This is a genomic window from Streptomyces sp. NPDC057474 (assembly GCF_042802555.1).
In the GTDB taxonomy this organism is placed as follows: Bacteria; Actinomycetota; Actinomycetes; order Streptomycetales; family Streptomycetaceae; genus Streptomyces.
Map to the genome: position 1 here is coordinate 28,724 of NZ_JBHVDX010000077.1, position 11,872 is coordinate 40,595.

Sequence of the window (11,872 nt, forward strand, 5' to 3'; positions counted from 1 at the left end):
CAGACCGGCGCCTTGGACTGCCCGCTCCGGACCAGCCGATTCAGACCGGCGCCTTGGACTGCCCGCTCCGGACCAGCCGATTCAGACCGGCGCCTCGGACCGTCTGCCTCGGATCGCCCGCCCGGACCAGCCGTCCCAGACCGCCCGCCCGGACCAGCCGTCCCAGACCGGCCGACCATGACCGCCGATCAAGCCCGAATGACCAAGACCGGACGACCAAGGCCCCTCCCGGGTGTTACGCATCAGGGGTGAAGCCCTCCGACATGTCACGCGCCGCACGCCTGACCGCCCACAGCGCCGTCTCCTCCGCCCTCGCCCTGTACAGCGACCGCGCCTTGGCCGAACTCCTCGACAGGGCAGCCCCGATCGGCTCCGGCATCGGTGGCACGTCGGCGCTGCTGGAGGTCGACGGAACCCCGGTCTTTGTGAAACGGGTGCCCCTCACCGACCTCGAGCGGCGACCGGTGCACGTCCACTCCACGGCGAACCTCTTCCGGCTCCCGCCTTTCTGCCAGTACGGCGTCGGCGCCATCGGCAGCCCCGGATTCGGCGCCTGGCGGGAACTCGCCGTCCACACGATGACGACGAACTGGGCGCTCGCGGGGGAGTACGACGGCTTCCCGCTCATGCACCACTGGCGGGTGGTGCCGGACTGCACGCCCCTCCCCGAGGAACTGGCCGACGTCGAACGGGCCGTCGCCTACTGGGGCGGCGACCCCGGCGTACGCCACCGCATCGAGGCCCGCCAGAAGTCCACCGCGAGCATCGCGCTGTTCCTGGAGTACATCCCGCGGAACCTCCACGAGTGGCTGGGCGAACAGACGGCCGTCGGCGCCGAGACCGCGGACCGGGCCTGCGCCCTGGTGGAGCGGGAACTGGCCGCCGGTATCTCGTTCATGAACGGCCGAGGCCTGCTCCACTTCGACGCGCACTTCCAGAACATCCTGACCGACGGCCACCGCCTCTACTTCGCCGACTACGGCCTCGCCCTCTCCTCCCACTTCGACCTCACCCCGCAGGAGACCGCCTTCTTCGACCGCCACCGCGGCTACGACCGCTGTTACTCCTGCAGCTACTTGGTGAACTGGCTGCTCAAGGACCTGTATGGCTACGACCGGGACGAGCGCGAGGTCCGGATACGTGCGTACACCCAGGGCGAGCGTCCCACCGGCATCCCGGAGGTTGCGGCAGCGATGATCACCCGGTACGCCCCGCTCGCCACGGTGATGGCGGACTTCTTCCGCCGCCTGGGCGAGGAGGGCAGGGAGACGCCGTACCCGCTGGAGGAGCTGCGCAGGCTCGCCCCCTGGCCTAAGGGATAGTGGCAGTTGCCTAAAAGTTTTAGGCAACTGCATAATCGATACCGTCGAACGGAAGGGCGGTGTCACGGTCATGGCGCGCGTAGGGCTCACCCCGGAACGCCTCGCCCAGGCGGGCGCGGATCTGGCCGACGAGATCGGCTTCGACGAGGTGACCGTCTCCGAGCTGGCGCGGCGGTTCGACGTGAAGGTCGCGAGCCTGTACTCGCATGTGCGGAACTCCCAGGACCTCAAAACCCGGATCGCCCTGCTCGCCCTGGAGGAACTGGCCGACCGGGGCGCCACCGCGCTCGCCGGACGGGCCGGCAAGGACGCGCTGGCGGCGCTGGGGAACGTGTACCGCGACTACGCCCGCGTACACCCCGGCCGCTATACGGCGGCCCAGCTGAGACTGGACCCACAGGCGGCCGCGGCCAGTGCGGGCGCCAGACACTCGCAGATGACGAGGGCGATCCTGCGCGGCTACGACCTCACCGAACCGGACCAGACCCACGCCGTCCGGCTCCTCGGCAGCGTCTTCCACGGCTACGTCAGCCTGGAGTCGGCCGGCGGCTTCAGCCACAGCGCCCCCGACTCGCAGCAGAGCTGGGACCGGATTCTCGACGCCCTCGACGCCCTGCTGCGCAACTGGCCCGCCCCTCCACCCCGTTGATCGCCGGGCGAGCCACGCCACGCACCGCCGGACAATCCACCCCCACTGATCGTCAGGTTGAGCCATGCCCACAGAGCACGAGAACCGCACGAACCGCCGGAACCACCCGCAGCGCTCCTGGATCACCACCCCCATCACCGCCGAACTCCTGCGTGGCGCGCTGGAGTTGGAGCGCACCGAGCACGGCATGCTGCCGCACCGGCTGCCCGCCCGGGCCCGTGCCCAGTGCACCGATCCACAGCTGGCCATGGTCGAGTCCCAGCCCTCCGGCGTACGACTGGTCTTCCGCACCCGCGCCACGGCCGTCGAACTGGACGCCCTGCGCACCAAGCGGACCTATGTGGGCGCCCCGCCCCGCCCGGACGGCCTCTACGAACTCCTCGTCGACGGCCGCCTGACCGGCCGGGCGAGCGTGCCGGACGGCAACACCGTGACCGTCGACATGACCGCAGGAACGGCGGAGCACCACCCCGGCCCACCCGGCACCGTGACCTTCACGGACCTCCCCGACGGCCTCAAGACGATCGATATCTGGCTCCCGCACAACGAAACCACCGAACTCGTCGCCCTGCGCACCGACGCCCCCGTCGAGCCGGCCCCGGACCTGGGCCGCAAGGTGTGGCTGCACCACGGCAGTTCGATCAGCCACGGCTCCGACGCCGCCGGCCCCACCGCCATCTGGCCCGCCCACGCCGCCTCCCTCGCCGGCGTCGAACTGATCAACCTGGGCCTCGGCGGCAGCGCCCTCCTCGACCCCTTCACCGCCCGCGCCATGCGGGACACCCCCGCCGACCTGATCAGCGTCAAGATCGGCATCAACCTCGTGAACCACGACGTGATGCGGCTGCGCGCCTTCACCTCCGCCGTCCACGGCTTCCTCGACACCATCCGCGACGGCCACCCCACCGCACCCCTCCTCGTCGTCTCCCCGATCCTCTGCCCCATCCACGAGGACACCCCCGGCCCCAGCGCCCCCGACTTCACCGACCTCGCCGAAGGCCGCCTCCGCTTCCGCGCCATGGGCGACCCGGAGGACCCCACCCCCGGAAAGCTCACCCTCCGAGTGATCCGCGACGAACTCTCCGCCGTAGTGGCCCAGCGCTCTCCCGAAGACCCCAACCTCCACTACCTGGACGGCCTCGCCCTCTACGGCGAACCCGAAGCCACCGCCCTGCCCCTGCCCGACGACCTCCACCCGGACGCCGAGACCCACCGCCACATCGGAGAACGCTTCGCGGAGCTGGCCTTCACAGCGAAGGGCCCCTTCGCGCCCTGAAGGGGCGCGGGGCCGTATCGATATGCGGCTCCGCCGCGTGGGCGCGACCAGCCACCTACAACCCGCACGTAGGCTCCCACCGAAGACCCCCTTCATCCCCTCTCGGTAAAGTGCGCCCCATGCGCGATCTAGGGGTGGGTTTCCAGTACCTCGTCCAGGGCCAGCGATGGGTGGCCAGGCACGGCAAGCAGTACGGCTTCGGCCTGGTCCCAGGCCTGATCACACTCGTCCTCTACCTGGGCGCCCTGGTAGCCCTGGCCCTCTGGGGCCCGGACTTCGTCACCTGGGCCACCCCCTTCGCGGACGACTGGTCCAGCCCCTGGCTCGGCCTCTTCCGCGGCCTCCTCACCGCCGTGCTGTTCGCCCTCGCCCTGGCCCTCGCGGTCATCACCTTCACCGCCGTGACCCTCCTCATCGGCCAGCCCTTCTACGAGAACCTCTCGGAGAAGGTCGACCGGGACGTCTCACCGGACGGCACCGCACCGGAGTCCGGCCTGCCGCTGTGGCAGGAGTTGTGGCTCTCGGCCCGCGACAGCCTCCGTATCGTCGTGCGGGCACTCCTGTGGGCCGTACTGCTCTTCGCCCTCGGCTTCGTCCCGTTCATCGGCCAGACGGTCGTCCCCGTGATCGGCTTCTTCGTGACGGGCTTCTTCCTCACCGAGGAACTGACCGCCGTCGCCCTCCAGCGCCGCCGCGTCGAACTCCGCGACCGCCTCGCCCTCCTGCGCTCCCGCAAAACGCTGATCTGGGGCTTCGGCACCCCGCTCGCCCTCGCGTTCCTGGTGCCGGTCGTCGCCGTCTTCCTGATGCCGGGCGCGGTCGCGGGCGCCACCCTCATGGCCCGCGACCTGCTGGGCGAGGAGACGACCGGCGAGGACGAGCGAAACCAGGTCCCCCATCCGAACCCCATGTTCCGGAAGCCCGAAATCGGCGCGTGAACGAGATCGGACACGGATCCTGTCCGTGGTCCGATCCGGGCGGGCGGAGCCCCTCACGGCCTGGTCCGTGGCACGGCCAGAGGCAACGGGGAGGCCCTGAACCATCACTGCGGTGCAGCAGGGGCCCCGCACGCCGGCAGCGCATCCCGTGTCCCGGATGGCACCGAGACGCTACCGGCCCGCTACCCGGCCCAGCCCAGACCGTCGCAAGCCTGGAAGCCGACCATCACGCGACCGAGCCATTGATCGCCACGGCCACGATCGCCCGCACCTGCGCGATGATGTCCAGCCGGTTCCGTACGAACTCGGGATCGGTCACCGTCCCGGTCGCCGGATTCGTGTTGCCCGCCCCGAACTGCAGGACGGGCGTGTGCACATGGCCGCCCGGCAGGGAGGCACCCAGGCCCAGCCGGTCGCGCAGGAGCGTCGCGCGGTAGGCGATCTCGTTGGAGAGATAATCGCCGCCGCCCCCGGCCCGCGCGGTCGATCCCGGGGTAGGCCCGTCAGGCCGTACGACCGCCGACGTGCCGCCCGCCGGGATCTCGGTCACGCTCGTGTTGTCGTACACCGGGAAGCGGCCCGTGTTCGCGGCGACGATGTCCGCGTACGGCAGGGTCGTGGACGTCCACTGGGGCTGGGTGGCGGGATCGGTCACCGGTATGGTCTCGGTGCGGCCGATGGTGTCGTTGTCGGCGAAGCCGCCGCGCCAGGCCCCGTTGGTCCGCTCGACGTCGAAACGGCCGACCCGGCCCTGGCTGACGGTCGCGAAGAGATCCACCCGGGGCAGCTGCCCCCGGAGCGTGCGCTCGACCGTGCCGTCCGCGAAGTCCTGCCAGCGGACGGGGAAGACGGCTGTCTCGATGCGGGCGGGCCCGTCGGCGGTCCGGATCACCGTGCCGTCGAGGGCGAGGGCCGTCGCCCCGGACGGGTTGGAGATCCGCACGTCCCGGTCCAGTGTGAACGGATCGAACCCGGTGACGAGAATCCGCTTCACGCCCTTGCCGCCGTGCGGGTACCGAATGGAGTCCTGCCCGCGCGAAGCCCGCTCCAACTTGCCGAGCAGTGCCTCTCTCTGACGATCACTCAGCTGGAACCCCGGCTCCCACCCGCGCACTTCCCGCGTCATTCCCAACCGCGCCCAGTACAACGGCCGGTCGTCGTCCCGGCTCAGATCCCCGCTCACCGGACCCCGCCCCTGCGCCCGGTCCACCGCCCGCGTCCACAGCCGAGCACCCTGCCGTACGACGATCCGCTCGGCCTGCGCGTACGACCGCGCCCCGTCCAGCGACCGCCCGAACTCCGGTGCCACGGAGTCGAATCCGGACCGCCGCAGGATCTCCTGAGGCACGGCCCGGTCGAGCCGCTGCTCCTCGACGGTGGGGGCCGCCGCCGAAACGGCCGATGTCGAGGCCGAGGCGGAAGCAGCGGCGGAGGCGGAGGTGGGGGCGCAGAGACCGGCCAGCAGGGCCGCCAGCCCTATCGTCGCTCCGCGTGCTCGTCGAGAAGTCGGTGAAGTCGGTGAAGTCGGTGAAGTCAGTAGGGAAGCCAAGGGAGTTCGGGTCCTTCCGTCGCTGTCGTGCCGTGGGGGTGTCGCTCCGGACGGCGGCAGTATCGCGTGACGGAAGGGGCGCACGCCATGCCCTACGACTCAGATGACGGCACCTCGCCCTCGCCCAACAACGCCAAGAAGTCCCGGAACGCCCCCGGCATGTCCACGACCCCCGGGTCCAGCAGCCACTGGTACTGCAAGCCGTCCATCACGGCCACCAGCAGCGGCGCCGCCCGCTCGGGCGTGAGCCCGCTCGGCAGCCGGTCGCCGTACTCGGCGCGCAACACCTCGGCCATGGCCCCCCGCACCCGCCCGTACCGCTCCGTGAAGAACTCCCGCGCGGGATGCCCCTCGGTGACACTCTCGCCGAGCAGCGCGGAGAAGGTCTGCACGATCCCGGGCCGCATGCCGTTGTACTCGACGAGGGAGCCCAGCAGATCGAGCCGCAGTGGGCTGTCGGGCACGGCGTCCCACCGGTCCCGTTCCTTGAGGACGGCGACGAGCAGCGCGTCCTTGGTGGGGAAGTAGTGCAGCAGCCCCTGCTGGGTGAGCCCGACGCGCTCGGCGACCGCGGCCATGCTCGCGCCCCGGTAGCCACGCTCGGCGATCACCTCCAGCGCGGCCTGCACGATCTCGGCGCGCCGCTCCTCACCCCTGACGCCCCTGGTCCTGCTGGTGCCGCTCATGCCGTCACCGTACGGCATCCGATGCCACCGAACAGCGAGAAATATAACGTCAGGATAACGAAACCTACCGCTCTACAGGTAATGGATGCACGATGGGCGGACGAACCGGACTCGACGAGGAGGCACCGCGATGACGGCAACCCCGGGTACCCACCCCACCCCGGCCGACGAGGCGCGCGAAGCGGCCGTGGAGAAGGCCCTGACCAGGCTGGACCTCGACGCCAAGGCGAGGCTGCTCTCCGGCCAGGACATGTGGACCCTGCCCGCGCTCCCCGAGATCGGCCTGGACTCCCTCGTCATGTCCGACGGCCCGATCGGTGTACGCGGGGTGCGCTGGACCGCCGACGACCCGTCCGTCGCGCTGCCCTCGCCGACCGCCCTCGCCGCCACCTGGGACCCCGAACTCGCCCGCCGGGCAGGCGTGTTGCTGGCCCAGGAGGCCCGCCGCAAGGGCGTCCACGTCCTCCTCGCCCCCACGGTCAACCTGCACCGCTCCCCACTGGGCGGCCGGCACTTCGAGGCGTACAGCGAGGACCCGTACCTCACGGGTGAGATCGGTTCGGGCTATGTGACCGGCGTGCAGTCCGGCGGAGTCGGCACCACCGTCAAGCACTTCGTGGCCAACGACGCCGAGACCGACCGCTTCACGGTGAACAATCTGGTCTCCGAACGCGCCCTGCGCGAGCTGTACCTGGCCCCCTTCGAGGCGATCGTGGCGAACGCCCACCCCTGGGGCATCATGACCGCCTACAACACGGTCAACGGCACCACGATGACCGAGCACCGCTACCTCGTGAACGAGGTCCTGCGCGGCGAGTGGGGCTTCGACGGCTTCAACGTCTCCGACTGGCTGGCCGCCCGCTCCACGGCAGACGCCCTCACCGGCGGCCTCGACGTGGCCATGCCCGGCCCGGTCACCGTCTACGGCGAGGCCCTGGCGACCGCCGTCCGCGCCGGTGAGGTCGCGGAGTCCGAGGTCGACGAGGCGGTCCGCCGGGTCCTGCGTCTGGCCGCCCGCGTCGGCATCCTGGAGGGCGCCGACCCGGTGGTCACCGAACTCCCCGCCCCTGTCGACGGCGAGGCCCTGGCCCGAGAGATCGCCCGCCGCTCCTTCGTCCTGGTCCGCAACGAGGTACGGGACGGCCGGGCGACGCTGCCCCTGAAGCCCGGCGCGACGGTCGCGCTCATCGGTGCCGCGGCCCGCGACGCCCGTGTCCTCGGCGGCGGCTCCGCCACTGTCTTCCCCTCCCGCGTCGTCTCCCCCCTCGACGGCCTCACGGCCGCCCTCCCCGAAGCCGGCCTGACGTACGCCGTGGGCGCGGACCCCAACGAGGAACTGGCGATCGCGGACAAGGGATTCACCCTCCGCGCCGTCTGCCGCGACAGCACCGGCACGGTCCTCGGCACCGGCTCCGTTCCCAGCGGCCAGCTCCAGTGGGTGGGCACGGACCTCCCCGACGGCGTCACCTACGCCACCCTGCACACCGTCGAGCTGACCGGCACTTTCATCCCGCGCGAGACCGGTACGCACACCTTCGGCATCAAGGGCCTCGGCGCCTTCACCCTCACCGTCGACGGCACGACCCACTTCGACGACGCGCAGACCACCGACACGGACGACCCCTTCGTGTCGTTCTTCGGCGCCCCCGTCCCCCAGGCCCAGGTCGAGCTGACGGCGGGCACCCCGGTGCCGGTCTCCCTCACCTACGTCGTGGAGCTCCCCGCCGACGCCCCGTTCACGATGATCGCCTTCTCCCTGTGCCACCAGGAGCCGCAGCGCGACCCCGACGACCTGATCGCCGAGGCCGTCGACGCCGCCCGCGCCGCCGACACGGCCGTCGTCGTGGTCGCCACCACCGACCGCGTCGAGTCCGAGGGCTTCGACCGCAAGGACCTCCGCCTCCCCGGCCGCCAGGACGACCTGGTCCGCGCCGTGGCCGCCGCCAACCCGGACACCGTCGTGGTCATCAACGCCGGCTCCCCGGTGGAACTCCCGTGGCGCGACGACGTCGCCGCCGTCCTCCTCACCTGGTTCCCCGGCCAGGAGGCCGGCGCCGCCCTCGCCGACGTCCTCACCGGCACCCACGAGCCCGGCGGCCGTCTCCCCACCACCTGGGGCTCCCTTCCGGACGCCCCCGTGACCCAGGTCGTCCCGACCTCCGGTGAACTCTCCTACGACGAGGACGTCTTCATCGGCTACCGGGCCTGGGACAAGCACACCGCGACCCCCTCGTACCCCTTCGGCCACGGCCTCGGCTACACCGACTGGACGTACGAGTCCATCGACGTGACGGGTGCGACGGCGACGGTACGCATCCGCAACACGGGCGCACGCGAAGGCCGGGAGACCATCCAGCTCTACCTGGCCCCCACGACCCCGGCCGACAACCGCCCGACCCGCTGGCTGGCAGGTTTCGCGACGGTGGCGGCGGCCCCCGGCGAGACGGCGGAGGCGGTCATCGAACTCCCGCGCCGAGCCTTCGAGATCTGGGACGAGACGACCAACTCGTGGGCGTACGTGCAGGGTTCTTACGACGTGGAGGCGGGCCGCTCGATCGAGGACCGCCGTGTGACGGCGACGATCGAGGCATAGGGACCGGCAGCTCCGTCAGGGGCGCGGGGCTGTGTCCATGTGCGGCTCCGCCGCGTGAGCGCGACCAGCCCCACGCACCCGCGCCCGACCGAACTACGAACGCACCCCGAAGCCATAGACCGTCTCCGACCGATAAACCGCCCCCGGCCGCAGCTCCGTACGAGGAAACTGCGGCCGGTTCGGCGAATCAGGAAAGTGCTGCGTCTCCAACGCGATCCCATCCCCGGGCCCGAACGCACCCTCCAGATGGTCCGCCGTATAGAGCTGCATCCCCGGCTCGGTCGTCGCCACGCTCAACACCCGCCCCGACCCCGGCTCCCACAGCTCGGCCACCACCTCGGCGCCCCCCGTAACCCCCTTGTCGAGCACGAAGTTGTGGTCGTACCCACTTCCCACCTTCCGCGCCACCCGGAAGTCGAACCGAGTCCCTTCCACATCCGCCAGTTCACCCGTCGGAATCAGATCCGCGTCCACCGGCGTGACCCGCGACGCGGCGATCCGCAGCTCGTGCCCACCCGCGCTCCCGGCCCCGGCCCCCGCCAGATTCCAATAAGAGTGGTTGGTGAGGTTCACGACGGTCGGCGCGTCGGTGACCGCCTCGTACGCGATCCGCAGCGCACCCCCGTCCTCGTCCAGCGTGTACGTGGCGGAGACCTCGAGCCGCCCCGGGAAGCCCTCCTCCCCGTCCGGACTCACCCGCGACAGCCGTACGCCGGCCGCGCCCTCGACGCCCTCCGCCTCCCACACCCGCTTGTCATAGCCGAGCGGTCCACCATGCAGCGAGTTCGGCGGGTTGTTGCACTCCAGCTCGTACGCTCGCCCGTCGAGGGTGAACCGCCCCCCGGCGATCCGGTTGGCGTAACGGCCGATGAGCGCCCCGAAGAACGGCCCTTGATTCCGGAGGTACCCGTCGAGGTCGGCGAACCCCAGCACCACATCCGTCGCCCGCCCCTCCCGGTCGGGGACCTCGACGGACTGCACGATCCCGCCGTACGTCAGGATCCGCACCCGGGTGCCGCCCCGCTCCAATGTCCAGCGATGAACAGCCGTGCCGTCGGAAAGTGTGCCGAAAAGTTCGCTCATGAGCGAAACCCTAGGCCACGGAATGACCCTGGGTCACGGCAGAACCCCAGGTCACGACTCCTCCTCGCTGATGATCCGGTACGCGATCTCGGCCAGCCGGGCCTGCCCGTCCACGCTCGGATGGAACCAGTCCCACTGGCTGAGCTGGGTCTGCCCGAAGCGGTAGTCGAAGACGGCGTCCCCGTCGTACCGGCAGTACCGGTCCTCGGCGCACACCTCGTGCAGGACGTCGTTGTACGCCTCCACCCGGTCCTGGACGGTGTCGCGCCGCTCGGTGGCCGCAGCGGTGAGGAGGTCGGGTTCGGCCAGCATGGACGGGCAGATGCCCAGCTTCCAGACCTGCTTGCCGACCGGGTTCGTACGGCCCTCGGACCACAGCCGCTTCAGGTCCGGCACGCTCGCCACGAAGACCTGCGCCTTGGGCAGGGTGTCCCGGAGGGTGGCCATCGCGTCCTTGAAGTCGGCGCGGAAGTCGGCGACCGGAGTCATGTCGGCGGCGGTCGCGCGGCACGCGTCGTTCGCGCCGATCATCACCGTGACCAGCTCCGGCTTATGGGTCACCGCCCGCGCCACCTGGCTCGGCAGGTCGGCCATCCGGGCCCCGGTCACCGCGTAGTTCCAGCTCCGCTGGGCCGCGCCGGCCGCGCCCAGCAGTCGTACGGCGAGACTGTCGACCGAGGCGTCGCTGCCGGTCGCCCAGGACGCCTCGGGGCAGTCGGAGAGCACCTGGCACGCGTCGAAGCCGCGGGTGATGGAGTCGCCGACGGCGGCCAGGGACTCGGGGGTGCTGTCCCAGGCGGGGGTGGGGGTCGGCGACGCGGAAGGCCTGGCCTTCGACTCCGTCCCCTCGGGGCCGGGGGAGTCGCCACCGGTGGCGTCGCAGCCGGCCACGGCCAGCAGGACCGCCGTCAAGGCCACGCCGAACACCGCCCTCGAACGGTGGCGTCGCTTCCGCATCCCGTGGTCCCCTCGTCGGTTCTACACGTGCAAGTTCCCACCCATGACAACGCGCGAGAGTTCCCGACACGGGAGACCGAGGGGAACGGTGCGGCGAAAGGTGCAACTGTTCCGTACCGCACAAGCGTCCCCTCGGGTGAAACCCGAGTTGTTCCTGGCACTGGCTCCGACGGTACGTCACACTCCTTGCCCCACCGCACGGTAGCCTCGCCACGTGGCCGCGTCGCCACTGCCGATCCGTCGAATCGCAAGATGTCCTGCTCTGTGGAGGCCCCCGGTGACGACACGTGGAGTCCTGTACGTGCACTCCGCGCCGCGTGCGCTGTGCCCGCACGTCGAGTGGGCCGTCGCGGGTGTTCTCGGGACGCGCGTGAACCTCGACTGGATCCGGCAGCCGGCCGCCCCGGGCACCTGGCGCTCCGAGTTCTCCTGGCAGGGCCAGGCCGGCACCGCCTCCAAGCTCGCGTCCGCGCTGCGCGGCTGGCACCTCCTCCGCTTCGAGGTCACCGCCGAGCCCTGTGCCACCGCCGAGGGCGAGCGCTACAGCTGCACCCCCGACCTCGGCATCTTCCACGCCGTCACCGGCATTCACGGCGACATCCTCATCCCCGAGGACCGCCTCCGAGCGGCCCTGACCCGCTCCCAGCGCGGCGAGACCGACCTGGAGGCCGAGATCGCCAAGCTCCTCGGCAAGCCCTGGGACGACGAGTTGGAGCCGTTCAGATACGCGGGAGAGGGCGCGCCGGTCCGCTGGCTCCACCAAGTGGTGTGACGGCTGCTCAGCACACGTGAAGGGCCCCCACCGGACGGTGGGGGCCC

At 71.1% G+C, this 11,872-nt stretch carries 10 protein-coding genes; 6 read left to right on the forward strand and 4 right to left on the reverse strand.

The features are described from left to right. The first annotated feature begins 263 nt into the window (after positions 1–263). The 4 genes from ACFU53_RS22270 (at position 264) to ACFU53_RS22285 (ending at position 4,185) form a co-directional block, all read left to right on the forward strand. Positions 264–1,322, forward strand: a complete 1,059-nt coding sequence (locus ACFU53_RS22270) for a protein kinase family protein (protein ID WP_383995023.1) — start codon at positions 264–266, stop codon at positions 1,320–1,322. A 70-nt stretch (positions 1,323–1,392) separates the two neighbouring features. Further along, positions 1,393–1,971: a TetR/AcrR family transcriptional regulator gene (locus ACFU53_RS22275; RefSeq protein WP_383995001.1), complete on the forward strand. Its 579-nt coding sequence runs from the start codon at positions 1,393–1,395 to the stop codon at positions 1,969–1,971. A gap of 64 nt (positions 1,972–2,035) precedes the next feature. Further along, on the forward strand, positions 2,036–3,247 hold the full coding sequence (locus tag ACFU53_RS22280) for a GDSL-type esterase/lipase family protein (RefSeq protein ID WP_383995004.1): 1,212 nt from the start codon (positions 2,036–2,038) through the stop codon (positions 3,245–3,247). A gap of 119 nt (positions 3,248–3,366) precedes the next feature. After that, positions 3,367–4,185 (forward strand): EI24 domain-containing protein, encoded by an 819-nt coding sequence (locus ACFU53_RS22285; RefSeq protein WP_383995007.1) that lies wholly within the window; start codon positions 3,367–3,369, stop codon positions 4,183–4,185. A gap of 226 nt (positions 4,186–4,411) precedes the next feature. On the opposite strand, the gene ACFU53_RS22290 is transcribed toward ACFU53_RS22285, so the two are convergent. Together ACFU53_RS22290 and ACFU53_RS22295 are read right to left on the reverse strand one after the other, a co-directional pair. Continuing rightward, entirely contained in the window at positions 4,412–5,665 is a 1,254-nt protein-coding gene (locus ACFU53_RS22290; protein ID WP_383995026.1) for a pyroglutamyl peptidase, read from the reverse strand. 161 nt (positions 5,666–5,826) lie between these two features. Then, positions 5,827–6,438, reverse strand: coding sequence for a TetR/AcrR family transcriptional regulator (locus ACFU53_RS22295; protein WP_383995010.1), 612 nt, complete (start codon positions 6,436–6,438; stop codon positions 5,827–5,829). A gap of 112 nt (positions 6,439–6,550) precedes the next feature. Here ACFU53_RS22295 and ACFU53_RS22300 point away from each other — a divergent pair, with 112 nt between their 5' ends. After that, positions 6,551–9,013, forward strand: a complete 2,463-nt coding sequence (locus tag ACFU53_RS22300; protein ID WP_383995012.1) for a glycoside hydrolase family 3 protein — start codon at positions 6,551–6,553, stop codon at positions 9,011–9,013. A 93-nt stretch (positions 9,014–9,106) separates the two neighbouring features. Here the strand turns inward: ACFU53_RS22300 and ACFU53_RS22305 are convergent, their stop codons facing one another. Both ACFU53_RS22305 and ACFU53_RS22310 read right to left on the reverse strand, forming a co-directional pair. Beyond that, positions 9,107–10,096 carry an aldose epimerase family protein gene (locus tag ACFU53_RS22305; RefSeq protein ID WP_383995015.1) on the reverse strand — a complete coding sequence of 330 codons (990 nt, stop codon included), beginning with the start codon at positions 10,094–10,096 and terminating at the stop codon, positions 9,107–9,109. Positions 10,097–10,147: 51 nt separating this feature from the next. Beyond that, entirely contained in the window at positions 10,148–11,053 is a 906-nt protein-coding gene (locus ACFU53_RS22310; RefSeq protein WP_383995017.1) for an SGNH/GDSL hydrolase family protein, read from the reverse strand. 277 nt (positions 11,054–11,330) lie between these two features. On the opposite strand from ACFU53_RS22310, the gene ACFU53_RS22315 reads away from it, so the two are divergent. Then, complete coding sequence (locus ACFU53_RS22315; protein ID WP_037704450.1) at positions 11,331–11,825, forward strand: DUF3145 domain-containing protein; 495 nt, start codon at positions 11,331–11,333, stop codon at positions 11,823–11,825. Positions 11,826–11,872 lie beyond the last annotated feature (47 nt).